The sequence below is a fragment of the Arthrobacter sp. B0427-1-12 genome (genome assembly GCF_059092905.1).
Map to the genome: position 1 here is coordinate 79,615 of NZ_JBNHIC010000006.1, position 14,486 is coordinate 94,100.

The following is a 14,486-nucleotide window of genomic DNA, read 5'->3' on the forward strand; positions in this document are numbered from 1 at the left end:
GCCGGCGCTGCCTGAGATTGTGGTTGTCCACGAGGGTGGCCATCAGCGTTCTCCCGCCTGGTAGGTTTCCGCCACGGTTTCGGCGTACTGCTGCGACTGGGCCAGTGCTTCCTCGACGGTCTTCTGGCCCGCTATGGCTGCCGAGATCTGCTGCCCGACCCGGGTGCCCAAGTCCTGGAACTCCGGAATACCGACGAACTGCAGTCCGGTGTAGGGCACCGGACCGGTCATGCTGGTCTCCTGCGAGGCACCGGCCATGGCAGTCAGCGTCGGCTCGGCATAGGCCTGCGCGATCCGCGTATACTCCGGATTCTCATAGGTGGACAGCCGGCTGCCCGGAGGCACCCGTTCCCAGCCGATCTCATTGCCGACCAGGTTGATGTAGTCCTTGTCCGTCATCCAGGACACGAAATCCCAGGCGGCGTCCTTGTGCTCGCTGGTCTGCGGAATGGCCAGGGACCAGCTGTACAGCCAGCCGGCGTTCTCCGTCTCATTGACCGGCGCCTGCGCGTAGGCCGTCTTCCCCACGACCTCGGACGAACCTGGATCCTCCACGCTGGAGACCATCGCCGTCGCGTCGTACCACATGGCGGCCTGGCCCTGCGCGTACCGGGTCAGGCAATCGCCGTAGCCGCTGGTGGCGGCACCGGGCTGGCCGTAGTCGCGCAGCACGCTGACATAGTCCGTGACCGCAGCTTCCACTTCGGGGGAATCAAGAGTGGCGTTCCAGTCCTGGTCGAACCACCGGCCGCCGTAGGTATTGATCACCGTGTTCAGCGGCGCCATCACCTCGCCCCAGCCGGCCAGGCCGCGCAGGCAAATGCCGGAGAAATCGTTGGCCGGGTCGTGCAGCCGTTCGGCGAAGCCGCGGATGTCCTCCCAGGTGGGCTGGGCCGGCATGGTCAGTCCGGCCTGGTCGAAGAGGTCCTTGCGGTAGGCCAGGAAGGAGGACTCGCCGTAGAAGGGCACCGAGTACAGGTTCCCCTCATAGCTGAGCGCCTCGCGGATGGTGGGGATGAAATCCTCCGGATCATAGCCCTCGGTCTGCTCGGCGTAATCCTGCAAGTCGGTGATCCAGCCGTTGGCCGCCCACATCGGCGTCTCATAGTTGGAAATCATGACGACGTCGAACTCGCCGCCGCCGGTGGCCACGGAGGCCGTGATCTTGGCCCGGGCCTCGTTCTCCGGCAGGGAGACGAACCGGATGTCGACATCCGGGTGCTTGGCGCGGAAGTCGTCCTGCAGGGAAATCGCATCCTGCATCTGCGGGTTGGACACGATCGCTACGACGATCTCCTCCCTGCCGCCCACGGCGTTGGCCCCGCACCCGGTCAGCCCCAGCAGGACGGCTCCCAGGCCTGTCAGGAGCCGCAGCGGCGCGCCCTTGCGTCGGAATTTCACACTGTCGCCCTTCGCTCATCTGTGACTTGGGTCATGCTCATTTGGTAAGTGACTCTAGTCATATATACTCATCTGAGCAAGAGCCAGCGCTCATTCGTTATGCAGCGAGAGCACCCACAGCAGAAGGGCAGCCCGGTCGTGACACCGTCCCATGAGGAACTCCTGGCCCGGATCGCCAAGGACTACTACCTTGACAACCAGTCAAAGGTGGAGATCGCCCGGACCTACGGCATTTCCCGGTTCCAGGTGGCGCGGATGCTGGACGAAGCCCGGGCACTGGGCATTGTGAAGATCGAAATCCGCTTCCCGCACAGCGGCGAGGGCATCGACGCCAAGGCCCTGGCGAAGGCACTGGGCCTGAAGCACATCATCTCCATCCATACCGGATCGGACGACCTGGAGGGCCGGGAGCTGCTGGCCCAGGCTGCGGCCAAGGAGCTCATGGCGGCGGCCCGGCCGGGCGCCACCGTCGGCATCTCCTGGTCCCGTACTCTGGATCTGGCCGCCCGCCATGTCACCGAACTGCCCCGGTGCGACATCGTCCAGCTCGCCGGAGCACTGCCTGTGGCCGGCAGCGGCAATTCGTTGGAACTCACCCAGCGGCTGGGCCAGCTGTCCGGCGGCAGCACCTGGCCCGTCTGGGCGCCGCTGGTGGTGGAGAACGCCGCCACCGCCCAAAGCCTGGCGCGGCAACCGGAAATCGCCTCCGCCCTGACCAAGGCGGACTCACTGGACCTGGCCGTCGTCGCCATCGGCGCCTGGGCACCCGGGCTCTCCACTGTTTGGGACCGCGTGGACAACGCCGTCCGGCTGGCCGCCGCCCAGGCGGGGGCCGTCACCGAATGCTCCGGCCGGCTGCTGGACGCCGACGGCCGGCCGCTGGCCACCGAGCTGGATTCCCGGGTGCTGGCCGTGACCGTGGAACAGCTCCGCCACACCCCGCAGGTCATCGCCGTCGCACAGGGAGCGGCCCGGGCGCAGGCTGTGCTGGCCGCAGCCAAGGCCGGCTTCATCACCACCCTGATCGCGGACAACGACCTGGTCGCCGCGCTCAGCGAACTCCCCGGCCTCGAGACGAAGGAAGCGGCGGGCGAATGAGCACCGTCATCGGCGTGGACTCCTCCACCCAGTCCTGCAAGGTCGTCGCTGTGGATGCCGCCACAGGCGAAGTCAGCGGCTCCGGCTCGGCCGCCCATCCGGACGGCACTGCCGTGGATCCGGCCGCCTGGACGGCGGCGCTGCGGGAAGCCTGGCACGACGCCGGTGTCCCCGGCTACGGCGCGGAAATCGCCGGCGTCGCGGTCGCGGCGCAGCAGCACGGCATGGTGGCGCTCGACGCGCAGGACCAGCCCGTGCACGATGCGCTGCTGTGGAACGATACGCGCAGCGCGCCGCAGGCGGCCAGCATGCTGGCCGAACTCGGCGCCGAGGCCTGGGTGGACGCGGTGAACCTGGTGCCGGTGGCCTCCTTCACCCTGACCAAACTGGCCTGGCTGGCGCAGAACCGGCCGGAGCTGGCCGACCGCGTGGCCCGCGTGGTGCTGCCGCACGACTACCTCAACCATGCCCTGACCGGCGAGTTCTTCACCGACCGCTCCGACGCCTCCGGCACCGCCTACTTCTCCCCCGTCACGGACAGCTACCGCCCGGACCTGCTGGAACGGTTCTTCGGCCGGGTTCCGGAACTGCCGCGCGTCGTCGCCCCGGACGGGCACGGCTGCAGGGTGCTGCCGGGGTGGAAGTCGGGGGACGCCGTCGTCGGCGCCGGCGCGGGCGACAACGCCGGCGCGGCGCTGGGACTGGGGATCAGCCCCGGCGAAGTGGTGGTCTCCGTCGGCACCTCCGGCACCGTCTTTACCTCCGCCGTCGAACCTCTGCGCGACCCCAGCGGCGCCGTCGCCGGTTTCGCCGACGCCACCGGCGGGCACCTGCCGCTGCTGGCGATGATCAATTCCGCCCGGATCATGACCGCCACTGCCGGCATGCTCAACGTCGACCTGCCGGAACTGGACCGGCTGGCCCGGGCCGGCGCACCGGACGCCGACGGCCTGACCTTGCTGCCCTACCTGGACGGCGAGCGCACCCCCAACCTGCCGGACGCGCGCGGCACGCTGGCCGGGCTGACCCGGGCGAACATGAAACCGGAGAACGTGGCCCGCGCCGGCATCCTGGGCGTACTGAATTCACTGGCCGATGCGAAGGAACTGCTGGAGAGCCACGGCGTGCCCGTGACCAGAGTGCTGCTGATCGGCGGCGGCTCCAAGTCCCAAGCGCTGCGGCAGGCCGCGGCGGACGTCTTCGGCGTGCCGGTGGAGGTGCCGTCCCCGGGCGAATACGTGGCGCTCGGCGCCGCCCGGCAGGCGGGGTGGGCCGCCACCGGCGAGTACCCGGACTGGAAACGGACCATCGAGGAGTCCTTCGAACCGGGGACATCGGGCTGGGGCGCCGAGGTGCGGGGCCGGTACGTGGCGGCGCGGCGGGACGTGTACGGGGTTTAGAGCCCGTGGCGGCCCCCGCCCAGTGACCAATGGTCAAATCACGTTGTCCACCAAGTGGCCATTGGTCAGTTAGCGCGACTCCTTCCAGACCCAACCGGCGCCGAGTGAACCGCCTTCTTTCCATTCAACGGCATGCGTCCCACGCCGCCCTCCTCCGGAGTGCCACCATGGCGGGAGACTCCCCGCAGGAAGGAACACATCATGGCTGAGCAGACAGCGGCGTCATGGCTCGGGCTCGACGGCAAGAAGGTCATTGTCACCGGCGGCAGCCGCGGTATCGGGCGGCAGGTCGCCCTGGCCTTCGCCGAAGCCGGGGCACTCCAGCACCGATGGACCTTAACGCCGAGGGCGCGGCCGAAACCGCCCCGCTCATCAAGGAAATAGCCGGCACCGGAACCCCGCATTACACGGCGAATGTCGCCGACCAGGACGACGTCGCCGCGACCTTCCAACGCGTGCAGGACGACTGGGGAACGCTGGACGTGCTGGCCAACGTGGCCAACGTCCTGACGGCCGGAAAGCTGGACGAGCTGGCGCAGAAGGACTGTAACCTGACCCTCAATGTCGATCTCACCGGAGCCTCCCTGGTCGCCCAGGGCGCCCGCCGCCTCATGGACCGCGGCGGCTCCATCGTCCATGTCGGTTCCATCGCGGGATCGGAACCCCAGCCCTACAGCGGTGCCTACTCCCCCGCCAAGGCCGGCCTGACTATGCTCTCCCGCCAGCTGGCGTTCGAATGGGGCCCGCACGGCATCCGCTCCAACGTGGTCAGCCCCGGCCTGGTCCGCACGCCGATGAGCGAGAGCTTCTACCAGACCCCCGGGGTGCTCGAAGCGCGACAGAATGTTGTCCCACTGCGCCGGATCGCCGACCCGGCGGACATGGCCAACGCCATTCTGTTCCTGGCCTCCGACCGCTCCTCCTACGTCACCGGCCAGGACATTGTGGCGGACGGCGGCTTCTCCCAGAGCCTCATGTCGCATGTGCCGCGGCCCGGCTTCGACTCGTAGTTAAGGTGCGCCGAGCAACTCCTCAAGCCGCTCATAGCCCTCAGCCATGCCGCCCTCCATGCCGGAAGCGGCCATGGCGTCGCGGGCCTCAATGCTGGAGCAGACCGAGCGGCCGATGAGCCGGCAGCGGCCGCCGCCCAGATCCTCGAAGGTCGAGTACTCGAGGGACACTGCGTCCGGCCAGGCCTCGTACTCGAAGGTCTGGAGGATGAATTCATTCCCGCGGACCGTGTGGAACGTGCCGCGGAAGGCGTGCTCGGTGCCGTCCTCGCCCCACTGGACGAAGCGGTAGGAGCCGCCGGCACGACACTCGAACCGGTCGATCCGGGTGGTCAGCCCTCGCGGACCGATCCACTGCCGGTACAGCTCCGGGTCGGTGTGGGCGCGGAACACCTCGGCCACGGGGAAGTCGAGCTCCCGCTCATATTCGATGTAGGGGCTGGCCTCCGGCAGGGTGAGCTTCAGTGCGTTGCTCATGACGATTCCTTTCCAAGCAGCTCCTCGAGCCGCTCATAGCCTTCGGACATGCCGCCCTCCATGCCGGAGGCAGCCATGCCGTCGCGTGCCTCCTGGGTGGGGTAGACCGCGTGCCCGGCCAGCCGGGAGCGCCCGCCGCCGAGGTCCTCGAACGTCAGGAACTCGATGCTCACGACGTCCGGGTAACCGTCGAACTCGAACGTCTGGATGGCGAAGTCGTTCTCGCGGACGGTGTGGAAGATGCCGCTGAATGCGTAGGAGGCGCCGTCCGGGCCGGTGTGGAGGTACTTGTACGAGCCGCCGGAGACGAAGTCGTAGTGGTCGATGTCCACGTTGGTGCCCCGCGGTCCGAGCCACTGGGTGATCAGCTCCGGCTCCTTGTGGGCGCGGAAGACGTCCGCCACGGGGAAGTCGAACTCACGGGTCCAGTCGATGAACGGGACGCCTTCGGGAACTGTCAGTTTCAGGTCGTTGCTCATGATGACTCCTCAGGGTGCTGTGCTGCTTTTTGCTGCTGCTTCCGGAGTACGGCATCGAGGCTGCGGAACTGCGCCTCCCGGACCAGTCTGTACTGGTCGATCCAGGCGGTCAACGCCTCCAGCCGTGCAGGGTTCAGGTGGACGGGCCGGCGCTGGGCATCGCGGGAACGCGTCACCAGCTGCGCCTGCTCAAGGACCTGGATGTGCTTCGAGACCGCCTGCTTCGAGATCTCGAAGGGTTCCGCCAGCTCATTGACGGTGGCCGGTCCGCGGCTGAGCCGCGCGATGATCCGGCGGCGGGCCGGATCCGCGAGCGCAAGGAACGCCTTGTTGAGCAGTTCCTCGTTCTCCGGTGCCACGCCCGTTCCCCTCGCCGCATTCAACCTATTTGTTGATCAACCATATAGTTGATTACAGTCTGCGCCTCTGTTACGCCCACGTCAAGAGGTTGCCGAAGGTCCGCTAAGCTTCGGAAGCAACAAGGGATTTGCTGTCCAAGGAGGACCACATGGCTTCTGATTCCCCGGCACAGGACGGGCCGCCTCCGCTCGGCCTGACATGGGGCATCAAGCGCAGTTTCATCAGGTACATGATGGAGCTGCCGGACGGGACTGTTTCGGCGACCGACGGCGCGGAAATGCTCAAATCCGGCTTCTTCAACTTCGCACCCGGCGGCGGAGACTACGACCCGGCCGTCGGCACGGGCACGCTGCGCTTCGGCGGCGACGTCCGGCTGTCCGGCCACTACGGCATGCTCTTTGTCCGGATCACGGATCCGTGGGTCAGCTTCTCGCCGACCGGCGGGGTCCTGTCCATCCCCTCCGGAGACGCCGACGCCGCTGCCGAGGCTCTCCAGCGGATCCCCCTGGTCGCTTTCAAAGCCGCCGTGCCGCGGGTGGCGGGTGAACACCTCGTATGGCAGGCCGTGGACGCGTTTCTCACCCCGGAGGGGCGGGAAGTCTTCAACGGCCAGTATGAGACGTTCCAGGCGATGGACCCGCTGTCCATCCGTGTGCCGGCGCCCGGACGCCGCTAAGTCCGGCAGGCCTCACGCCAGGGACAGTACGAAGGAGAGCACTGATAGCGGGAGTCGGGGCGATTGTCGCCGGTGTCGTTCTGGGTGCCGCGGGCGCCTATTTCGCCGGAACCGTGGCCGCCGGCGCCGGCTTCGGCGCCGGATATTATGCCGTCCTGCGGGCCATCCTTCCGTTGAGCGAGCCCCACGAGCGCGCCAGCCTGCTATCCGCTACGTCATCTGCTACCTGGGCTTCGGCCTGCCAGCCGTGGCCGCCGGCGCCCTGGTGGGTATCGTCGGGCTCCACGCCACAACCCTTGGCTACGGGGCGGTGATCGTGGCGGTCGCCGCGCCGATCCTGGGCATCCTGCTGCGCCATGCCGGGCGTGCGGTCCCTGGACCGCACGCCCGGCGGCCTGCCCCGGCCCCGAAGGGCCAAGGCAGGCCGCCGGAAGGACGGCTGCCGGTCCGGCCTACGCCGAGTCGAGGACGAAGTTGTAAGTGACTTCCCGTCCGGTGCCGTCCGCGGCCGGGACCGGCGCGAGGATCAACTCGGGCTTCACCGCCGAAGCAATATCGTCACCGACATGCTCGTCGCCTTCGAAGTACAGCTGCGTCGTGATGGGCAGATGCCCCGGAGCCGAGACAATCAGGTGCAGGTGCGCCGGGCGCCATGCGTGCCAGCCGGCCGCGGCGATCAGCTTGCCGCAGGAGCCGTCGGTCGGAATCTGGTACGGCGCCGGCTGCATGGTGCGGATCCGGAACCCGCCCGCGCTGTCGGCGACGACAGTGCCGCGCAGGTTCCACTCCGGCAGGTTCGGAGCGAACTGGGAGTAGAGGCCGTCGTCGTCGGCATGCCAGATTTCGATCTGCGCACCGGGCAGGGCGTTGCCGGCGGTGTCCGTGACCTGGCCTTGGAACAGCAGCGGCGTACCCGCCTCGTCTGCCCGCATCGGCAGCGTGGCGTCCGCCGGAAGCTGCGGGGAACCGGGCAGGTAGTAGGGACCTTCGATGGAGCCCTTGCTGCCTTGGCGGTTTTCATTCGCGACTTCCTCGACTGCGTGCTCGACCCAGACATCCAGGAACAGCGGCCATTCGCCGTCCTGTCCCACCTGGATCAGCCAGGCCTTCAGCGCGTTGTACTCGTCGTAAGTAACCTTGTGGCGGCGGATAGTGTCATTGACGGCGTTGATGACTTCCGAGGCCAGCAGGCTGACCCGCTCCTTGCTGGTGGTCCCCTGGATCTTCTTGTTCTCCCGGAACCGCTCTGTGGCCGATGCGCCCGAGGCGGCGGCGGTGGCGCGCTCCTCGGTTGCGTCCATGAGTTCCTGCGTCATTGGATTCCCTCCGTTTCCGGTTCTGTGTCGTAATACCAGCCGGCCCACGCGGTGTGGACCAGGACTTCCCGGCGCCCTGCGGCGCGGGGTGGATGTTGGTCTGTGGTGTGTTCGTGCACCCCGTCGGCGGGGTTGACAGCGGGCATGAGGCCTCCTGTGGAGTTTGCCCGGGCGGCCCGGTCCGGGACCGGGGCCGCCCAGGCAGTTTCACCAGCCGCAGTATCCGGTTACCGGCGGTTGAGGAAGAGGCTGACGTCATCGTTGTTGATGAGGTCAGGAACGGTCCAGCCGTCCAGGTCGTATTCGGCCATGCACTGGTCGGCGAAGCCCTTCATCATGTCCGTGTGGCCCTGGCCCTGGGCGGCGAAGAGCAGCTCGGCCTTCACGTTCTCGTGGTTGCCGGAGTAGTTGCGCTCGTAGAGTTCGTGGCGGCCGCCGAATTCGGTGCCGATGGCATCCCAGAGCAGCTTCATCAGCTTGACCCGGTCCACGGCCTGGATGCCGCCGGAGCCGCGGATGTACTTGTCCAGATAGGGGCGGATCTCCACCGTCTTGAAGTCCAGGGCGGAGGAGTTGAGGTAGATCAGCCCGGAGGCGACATCCTGTTCGATGATTTCCTTGATCCGGGGGTAGCCGGTGGCCATGAACATCCGGTAGGCCAACCCGTAGTCCAGCTTCGGCAGCATGGTCCCGTCCGGGCCCGGGTCCGGGTTCAGGGCCATGGCGTCGGCCAGGGCGTAGAACATGTTGCGCCAGCCGATAACCTCCCCGGCGCGGGCCTGCACGCCGCGGAAATCCTGGGTGCCGGCGATCTCCAGTGCCTTCAGGAGCAGGCCGGCGATGAAATCCAGCTTCACGGCCAGGCGGATCACGCCCTGGAACGTGAACCGGTTGAGGAAGCCGGTCTGCGGGAGGAAATTGTTGATCTTTTCGATGTCCCCGTAGGCGAAGACGTTCTCCCACGGAACCAGGACCTTGTCGAAGACGAACACCGAGTCGTTTTCATCCAGACGGGAGGAGAGCGGGTAGTCGAAAGGGGTGCCCATGACCGCGGCCTGATGGGAGTAAGAGGCCCGGGAGATGAGCTTGACCCCGGGCGCATCCATGGGCACGGCACAGATCAGCGCGAATTCCTTCTTCTTGATCGGCAGCCCGTAGTGCGCGATGAAGTTGTACTGCGTAATTGCCGATCCGGTGGCCACGACTTTGGCGCCGGAGACGACCAGGCCCGCGTCGGTCTCCTTCTCCACCTTCATGAACACGTCCCCCACCTGGTCCGGCGGCAGGTGCCGGTCCACCGGCGGGTTGATGATCGCGTGGTTCCAGTACAGGACCTTCTCCTGCGATTCGCGGTACCAACGCAGCGCGTTGTCCTTGAACGGTTCGTAGAAGTCCGGCATGCCCCCGAGCGTGCCCAGGAAGGCGCCCTTGTAGTCCGGGGAGCGGCCCATCCAGCCGTAGGACATACGCGCCCAGGTCTCGATCCCGGTCCGGGACGCCTGCAGGTCCTCGACGCTGCGGGCTGCCTTGAAGAAGGGGTGGGTCAGGCCGCCGGAACCTGTATCGGTGGGCACCAGCAGCTTGTCCGCGGTCTCCGGCTTGTGGAACCCGTCGTAGAGGCGGGCAGCCATGCGTACGGAGTTGCGGAACGCAGGGTGCTCGGCGACGTCCTTGACCCGCTCGCCGTAGATCCACACCTCCCGGTCATCGCGCAAGGATTCGATGTACTCATCGCCGGTCATCGGCCTGAGCGGATTGGCAGGGGTGGTCCGCTCACTCATGCCGGCGATATCAGTGGGGTTTTCCAGAATTTCGGTCATGGTGATTCCTTTTCTCAGCAGTGAAATCAGGGGTTGAATGGTGGGTCACGCGGAGTGCTTAGGCAGCGCGGTGCCCGGCCAGGCTCCCGAAGTCGGTGGTGGCGGTGAACCAGCCCAGTTCGGGAGCATCGCCGCAGCCCTGCCACGGGTTGCCGCCCATCCGCGGGCCCAGTTCGTGGAACTTGCCGCCGGAGAACAGCAGCGGCCCCGCATCGTTCGTCCTCAGCCGCTTCACTTCGCCGACCACAATCAGGTGGTCGCCGCCGTCGTAGACGTTCCACGGATCGCATTCCAGCGTCGCCACGGTCCCGCACAGGACCGGAATGCCGCTGTCCAGGATCCATTCGGGCTCGGTGCGAAGCGGCTTGCCCGCAAAGTGCAGGGCCACGTCCAGCTGGTCCTCGGCCAGGATATTGACCGCGAACGGGACGCTGGGCACGTAATCGGCGATCTTCGCCCCCCGGGTCAGTGTCACCTGAGCCAGCGCCGGTTCCAGCGACACGGAGGTAAAGGCGCTGACCGTCGCCCCGTGCGCCGTGCCGTCCGGGGTCTGGCAGGTCACCACAGTCACGCCGCTGGCGAACTTACCGAAGCAGTCGCGCAGGCCGCGGGCGTCAAACACATCGCTCATGGCATCTCCCTTCTGTTCCAAGCGGCCTCGCTGCCGCCGCCCTTGAGTGTTCCAAATCACAACATTTGTATGGGCAGGTTTCGCTGAATGCGGCCGCACAGTGCAAAAAACGGGTCCTCTCTGTGCAAAAACCGGCTACTGGGCGAGATACCGGCGAAGGAACGCCACCACGGCCTCGTGGGCTGCCCGGTTCCTGACGAAATGCCACGAACTCGCCGCCCAGCTTGAGGACCCGGTCCTTGAAGCCCATGCCGCCCACTGGTCCGCGCTCCACCAGCTCTTCTGCGGCAATCTGCCGGAGGCGATCACCCTCTACGAGAAGGCCATCACCGTCCACAACCGGTCAGGTGATACGGCCTCCGCATTTACGGCACTGTTCCAGCTGGCCATGGCCCAGACCTACAACGGTGACCTGGACACCGCACTGGATACCTGCCGCCACACCCTCGCCCTGAGCAGCCAGCACGGAGAACGCTGGACCCATGCCTACGCGCTGTGGGTTTCCGGGATCTGCCACTGGCGGCTGGGCAACCTGGAGGATGCCCGGAAAGCGGCACGCGGGGCCCTGGAGCTGCAGCGGGAGTTCAAGGACAGCATCTGCACGGCCCTGACCATCGAACTGGCATCATGGATCGCGTGTTCCGACGAACGCTTCGAAGAGGCGGCGGAACTGGAGGCGGCCGCCAGTGCTGTATGGACGGCGCTGGGGACTTCGGTGACAGCGTTTGGTCCGCAGATCCATGCGGACTCCCTCCGTTCCGGTGCGAAGGTGCGCAAGGAACTGGGCGGCCGCCGAATGGCGGAAGCGGCAGCCCGCCACCCGCATCCGAGCAAGGAGGAGGCCATCGCCCTGGCCTTGGGAAAGCTGGCTCCGGGCGAGGTTCCCGGCGCCAAGGCGGCGCCGGCCCCGACGAAATCGCCGCTGACCAAACGGGAACTCGAAATCGCAGTGCTCATCGCTGAAGGGCTGAGCAACCGCGCCATCGCCCAATCCCTGGTGATCTCCCCGCGGACCGTCGACGGGCACGTCGAACGCATCCTGAACAAGCTGGACTTCGCCTCGCGTACCCAGGTGGCCTCGTGGATGGCCAGCCAGGTCCAGGTGGTGCCTGCCTGAGTACCAAACGGCGCCGCTACGCGACCAAAGCCTCCACCGTGGCCCGGGCGCCCTTGGCGTGCAGTGAATCCAACGCCGCGGTGTAGGCCTCCACGAAGCGCGGATTGTCCACCAGATCGCCGAAGAGTTCACGGTTGGCAATGAACGCCAGCTTGTCCTCGCGGTTGCGGGCCGCGGCCGCCATCAGCGGCTCCTTCAAACGGTCGACGACGGCGATTGGCTCGCCTGCCTCGTCGACGCCTTCGTCGTAGCGCGCCCAGGAGGCGACGATCGCCGCGGAACGGTGGATCTCGCCGTCGTTCGCCAGGTTTTCGCGCACCACCGGAAGCAGCCACTTCGGAATGCGGTCCGAGCTTTCGGCACACAGCCGGGCCAGGGTGTCCCGCACGTATTCATTGGAGAAGCGCGCGATCAGCTTGTGCTTGTACGCGTCCAGGTCGATGCCGGGCACCGGCCGCAGGGTCGGCGTGGCCTCCTTGTCCATGTAGTCCAGCAGGAACTGCGCGAAGGTCGGGTCCTGGCAGACCTCGTGGGCGTAGCGGTAGCCGGCCAGGTAGCCGAAGTAGCACTGGCCCTGATGGCTGGCGTTGAGCAGCCGCAGCTTCATCAGCTCATACGGTTCCACGTCCTCGACCAACTGCACACCGGCATCCTCGAAGGGCGGGCGGCCCTGCGGGAAATGGTCCTCCAGCTCCCACTGCTCGAAGTCCTCGCAGACCACCGGCCACTCGTCCTCCACACCAAACTCCGCCGCGATGGACGCGCGATCCTCGTCCATGGTGACTGGAGTGATCCGGTCCACCATGGAGTTCGGGAACGCGACATTCTGCTCCACCCAGGCACCCAGCTCCGGGTCCTTGAGCTTGGCGAAGGCGGTGAACATCTTCCGCGCCACGTCCCCGTTGCCCTGGATGTTGTCGCAGGACATGACCGTGAACGGTGCCAGGCCGCGGGCGCGGCGGCGGGCCAGGGCCTCGGTGACCAGGCCGAAGGTCGTGGCCGGCACCGCGCCCTCGGCGAGATCCGCAACGACGGCGGGGTTGCCGGCGTCGAACTCCCCGGTGACGGGGTGGAAGTTGTAACCGCCCTCGGTCACGGTCAGGGAGACGATGCGGACCTGCTCCGCGGCCATCATTTCAATCACCGCCTCCGGATCCTCCGGGGCGAACAGGTACTCGATGATGGAGCCGATGACGCGGCCCTCGCGGGTGCCGTCCGGGTTCTTGACCACCAGGGTGTACAGGCAGTCCTGCGCCTCCATGACCTGCCTCATCCGCGCATCGCCCGGCAGCACGCCGACGCCGCAGATCGCCCAGTCGAGGGCCTTACCCTGGTTCATCAACCGGTCCAGGTACATCGCCTGGTGCGCACGGTGGAAGCCGCCGACGCCGAAGTGGACGATGCCCGCGGTCAGCTTCGAGCGGTCGTAGGCGGGGCGGGCGAGGTTGTCCGGGAGCTGGCGGAGGGAGTCCTGGGAGAGCTGGGCCATCGATCCGATCCTTGTGAGCTGGGTTACGTAATGGACTTGCCGTGAGCATATCACATGAGCATGCTTTCTCGCTCAAATGAGCGGGAATTGCCTCAGGCCCGTCCCGGTTAGGCCAGTTATGAAGCGCATCGGTTTCCTCTCTTTCGGCCACTGGGGCCCCGCCAGGGGTTCCCAAACCCGCACCGCACGTGACGCGCTGCTGCAGGGCATCGAACTGGCCGTCGCTGCCGAGGAGCTCGGCGTTGACGGCGCATTCTTCCGCGTGCACCACTTCGCCCGCCAGCAGGCCGCACCGTTCCCGCTGCTGGCCGCCATTGCGGCCCGGACCAGCCGGATCGAAATGGGCACCGGCGTCATCGACATGCGGTACGAGAATCCCCTCTACCTGGCAGAGGAGGCCGCCGCAACGGACCTGATCAGCGGCGGCCGGCTGCAGCTGGGCATCAGCCGCGGTTCACCCGAGCCTGCCCTCAACGGCGCGGCGGCATTCGGCTACGTCCCGGCCGACGGGGAAACTCCGGCGGACATGGCGCGCCGCCACACCGAGGTGTTCCGGCACGCGATTGCCGAGGGCGGCGTGGCGGAAGCGGACCCGCAGTTTGTCGGCAGTGCCGGCCTGCTGCCGATCCAGCCGACCTCGTCGGGACTGCCCGAGCGGATCTGGTGGGGCGCAGGAACCCGCCGGACAGCGGTGTGGGCCGCGGAGCAGGGCATGAACCTGATGAGCTCCACGCTGCTGACCGAGGACACCGGCGTGCCCTTCGACGAACTGCAGGCCGAGCAGATCCGCCTGTTCCGCGAGGCCTGGACCGCCGCCGGGCACGGCCACGAGCCGCGGGTCTCGGTCAGCCGCAGTGTGCTGCCGATCGTCGATGACGAGGACCGGAGGTACTTCGGCCTGCGTGCCGGCGGCGAGGACCACGACCAGGTGGGCATGATCGACGGGCTGATGTCCCGCTTCGGCCGCAGCTACATCGGCGAGCCGGACGTCCTGGCCGAAGAACTGGCCCGAGATGCCGCAGTGCAGGCCGCGGACACGCTGATGCTCACCGTGCCCAACCAGCTCGGTGCGGACTTCAACGCCAAACTGCTGGGCAACATCGCCCGGCACATCGCGCCGGCGATCGGCTGGGAGGCCAAGACGGCGCCTTTGGGGAACGCAGCAGGGTGACCGGCGACGGCGGTGGCCGGGTGCGCAGCCCGGCCCGCCGC

17 protein-coding genes are annotated in these 14,486 nt (G+C 67.3%); 7 read left to right on the forward strand and 10 right to left on the reverse strand.

Features of this window, described 5'->3' with window-relative positions:
• Positions 1 to 42: 42 nt before the first annotated feature.
• The gene (locus AC5RWU_RS06505) at positions 43 to 1,401 is read right to left on the reverse strand and encodes an ABC transporter substrate-binding protein (RefSeq protein WP_494031804.1); all 1,359 of its coding nucleotides are present in this window, start codon (positions 1,399 to 1,401) and stop codon (positions 43 to 45) included.
• 138 nt (positions 1,402 to 1,539) lie between these two features.
• Between AC5RWU_RS06505 and AC5RWU_RS06510 the strand changes: the two genes are divergently transcribed.
• From AC5RWU_RS06510 to AC5RWU_RS06525, 4 genes are all read left to right on the forward strand, one after another.
• Complete coding sequence (locus AC5RWU_RS06510; protein WP_494031803.1) at positions 1,540 to 2,499, forward strand: sugar-binding transcriptional regulator; 960 nt, start codon at positions 1,540 to 1,542, stop codon at positions 2,497 to 2,499.
• Positions 2,496 to 3,899, forward strand: coding sequence for a xylulokinase (gene xylB, locus AC5RWU_RS06515; protein WP_494031802.1), 1,404 nt, complete (start codon positions 2,496 to 2,498; stop codon positions 3,897 to 3,899). The genes AC5RWU_RS06510 and xylB overlap by 4 nt, the downstream gene beginning before the upstream one ends.
• A 201-nt stretch (positions 3,900 to 4,100) precedes the next feature.
• On the forward strand, positions 4,101 to 4,283 hold the full coding sequence (locus AC5RWU_RS06520) for a hypothetical protein (protein ID WP_494031801.1): 183 nt from the start codon (positions 4,101 to 4,103) through the stop codon (positions 4,281 to 4,283).
• On the forward strand, positions 4,229 to 4,909 hold the full coding sequence (locus AC5RWU_RS06525; protein ID WP_494031800.1) for an SDR family oxidoreductase: 681 nt from the start codon (positions 4,229 to 4,231) through the stop codon (positions 4,907 to 4,909). Before AC5RWU_RS06520 ends, AC5RWU_RS06525 begins: the two co-directional genes overlap by 55 nt.
• On the opposite strand, the gene AC5RWU_RS06530 is transcribed toward AC5RWU_RS06525, so the two are convergent.
• From AC5RWU_RS06530 to AC5RWU_RS06540, 3 genes are read right to left on the reverse strand one after another with little or no spacing between them, the layout of a single operon-like run.
• The gene (locus AC5RWU_RS06530) at positions 4,910 to 5,386 is read right to left on the reverse strand and encodes an SRPBCC family protein (RefSeq protein ID WP_494031799.1); all 477 of its coding nucleotides are present in this window, start codon (positions 5,384 to 5,386) and stop codon (positions 4,910 to 4,912) included.
• Positions 5,383 to 5,865, reverse strand: coding sequence for an SRPBCC family protein (locus tag AC5RWU_RS06535; RefSeq protein WP_494031798.1), 483 nt, complete (start codon positions 5,863 to 5,865; stop codon positions 5,383 to 5,385). The genes AC5RWU_RS06530 and AC5RWU_RS06535 overlap by 4 nt, the downstream gene beginning before the upstream one ends.
• On the reverse strand, positions 5,862 to 6,224 hold the full coding sequence (locus tag AC5RWU_RS06540) for an ArsR/SmtB family transcription factor (RefSeq protein ID WP_494031797.1): 363 nt from the start codon (positions 6,222 to 6,224) through the stop codon (positions 5,862 to 5,864). The genes AC5RWU_RS06535 and AC5RWU_RS06540 overlap by 4 nt, the downstream gene beginning before the upstream one ends.
• Before the next feature lie 149 nt (positions 6,225 to 6,373).
• On the opposite strand from AC5RWU_RS06540, the gene AC5RWU_RS06545 reads away from it, so the two are divergent.
• Positions 6,374 to 6,901 carry an HtaA domain-containing protein gene (locus tag AC5RWU_RS06545; protein ID WP_494031796.1) on the forward strand — a complete coding sequence of 176 codons (528 nt, stop codon included), beginning with the start codon at positions 6,374 to 6,376 and terminating at the stop codon, positions 6,899 to 6,901.
• 145 nt (positions 6,902 to 7,046) lie between these two features.
• Here the strand turns inward: AC5RWU_RS06545 and AC5RWU_RS06550 are convergent, their stop codons facing one another.
• The 5 genes from AC5RWU_RS06550 to AC5RWU_RS06570 form a co-directional block, all read right to left on the reverse strand.
• Positions 7,047 to 7,259 (reverse strand): hypothetical protein, encoded by a 213-nt coding sequence (locus AC5RWU_RS06550; RefSeq protein WP_494031795.1) that lies wholly within the window; start codon positions 7,257 to 7,259, stop codon positions 7,047 to 7,049.
• A 94-nt stretch (positions 7,260 to 7,353) separates the two neighbouring features.
• Entirely contained in the window at positions 7,354 to 8,217 is an 864-nt protein-coding gene (gene catA / locus AC5RWU_RS06555) for a catechol 1,2-dioxygenase (RefSeq protein ID WP_494031794.1), read from the reverse strand.
• Positions 8,214 to 8,363: a hypothetical protein gene (locus AC5RWU_RS06560; protein ID WP_494031793.1), complete on the reverse strand. Its 150-nt coding sequence runs from the start codon at positions 8,361 to 8,363 to the stop codon at positions 8,214 to 8,216. Before AC5RWU_RS06560 ends, catA begins: the two co-directional genes overlap by 4 nt.
• Positions 8,364 to 8,444: 81 nt before the next feature.
• The gene (locus AC5RWU_RS06565; protein WP_494031792.1) at positions 8,445 to 10,037 is read right to left on the reverse strand and encodes a 4-hydroxyphenylacetate 3-hydroxylase family protein; all 1,593 of its coding nucleotides are present in this window, start codon (positions 10,035 to 10,037) and stop codon (positions 8,445 to 8,447) included.
• Between the two features lie 58 nt (positions 10,038 to 10,095).
• Positions 10,096 to 10,668 carry a flavin reductase family protein gene (locus AC5RWU_RS06570; RefSeq protein ID WP_494031791.1) on the reverse strand — a complete coding sequence of 191 codons (573 nt, stop codon included), beginning with the start codon at positions 10,666 to 10,668 and terminating at the stop codon, positions 10,096 to 10,098.
• Positions 10,669 to 10,768: 100 nt separating this feature from the next.
• On the opposite strand from AC5RWU_RS06570, the gene AC5RWU_RS06575 reads away from it, so the two are divergent.
• Positions 10,769 to 11,785, forward strand: coding sequence for a helix-turn-helix transcriptional regulator (locus AC5RWU_RS06575; RefSeq protein ID WP_494031790.1), 1,017 nt, complete (start codon positions 10,769 to 10,771; stop codon positions 11,783 to 11,785).
• 16 nt (positions 11,786 to 11,801) lie between these two features.
• Here the strand turns inward: AC5RWU_RS06575 and AC5RWU_RS06580 are convergent, their stop codons facing one another.
• A complete protein-coding gene (locus AC5RWU_RS06580) occupies positions 11,802 to 13,274 on the reverse strand; it encodes a mannitol dehydrogenase family protein (protein WP_494031789.1) in 1,473 nt (490 codons plus the stop codon).
• A gap of 118 nt (positions 13,275 to 13,392) precedes the next feature.
• Here AC5RWU_RS06580 and AC5RWU_RS06585 point away from each other — a divergent pair, with 118 nt between their 5' ends.
• Positions 13,393 to 14,445 carry an LLM class flavin-dependent oxidoreductase gene (locus tag AC5RWU_RS06585; protein ID WP_494031788.1) on the forward strand — a complete coding sequence of 351 codons (1,053 nt, stop codon included), beginning with the start codon at positions 13,393 to 13,395 and terminating at the stop codon, positions 14,443 to 14,445.
• The last annotated feature ends 41 nt before the right edge of the window (positions 14,446 to 14,486 follow it).

Coding starts and splice junctions, on each gene's coding strand:
- xylB (WP_494031802.1), top strand. CDS start 2,496: ATGAGCACCGTCATCGGCGTGGACTCCTCCACCCAGTCCTGCAAGGTC.
- AC5RWU_RS06520 (WP_494031801.1), top strand. CDS start 4,101: ATGGCTGAGCAGACAGCGGCGTCATGGCTCGGGCTCGACGGCAAGAAG.
- AC5RWU_RS06525 (WP_494031800.1), top strand. CDS start 4,229: ATGGACCTTAACGCCGAGGGCGCGGCCGAAACCGCCCCGCTCATCAAG.
- AC5RWU_RS06530 (WP_494031799.1), bottom strand. CDS start 5,386: ATGAGCAACGCACTGAAGCTCACCCTGCCGGAGGCCAGCCCCTACATC.
- AC5RWU_RS06535 (WP_494031798.1), bottom strand. CDS start 5,865: ATGAGCAACGACCTGAAACTGACAGTTCCCGAAGGCGTCCCGTTCATC.
- AC5RWU_RS06545 (WP_494031796.1), top strand. CDS start 6,374: ATGGCTTCTGATTCCCCGGCACAGGACGGGCCGCCTCCGCTCGGCCTG.
- AC5RWU_RS06550 (WP_494031795.1), bottom strand. CDS start 7,259: ATGGCGCAGCAGGATGCCCAGGATCGGCGCGGCGACCGCCACGATCAC.
- catA (WP_494031794.1), bottom strand. CDS start 8,217: ATGACGCAGGAACTCATGGACGCAACCGAGGAGCGCGCCACCGCCGCC.
- AC5RWU_RS06560 (WP_494031793.1), bottom strand. CDS start 8,363: ATGCCCGCTGTCAACCCCGCCGACGGGGTGCACGAACACACCACAGAC.
- AC5RWU_RS06565 (WP_494031792.1), bottom strand. CDS start 10,037: ATGACCGAAATTCTGGAAAACCCCACTGATATCGCCGGCATGAGTGAG.
- AC5RWU_RS06570 (WP_494031791.1), bottom strand. CDS start 10,668: ATGAGCGATGTGTTTGACGCCCGCGGCCTGCGCGACTGCTTCGGTAAG.
- AC5RWU_RS06580 (WP_494031789.1), bottom strand. CDS start 13,274: ATGGCCCAGCTCTCCCAGGACTCCCTCCGCCAGCTCCCGGACAACCTC.
- AC5RWU_RS06585 (WP_494031788.1), top strand. CDS start 13,393: ATGAAGCGCATCGGTTTCCTCTCTTTCGGCCACTGGGGCCCCGCCAGG.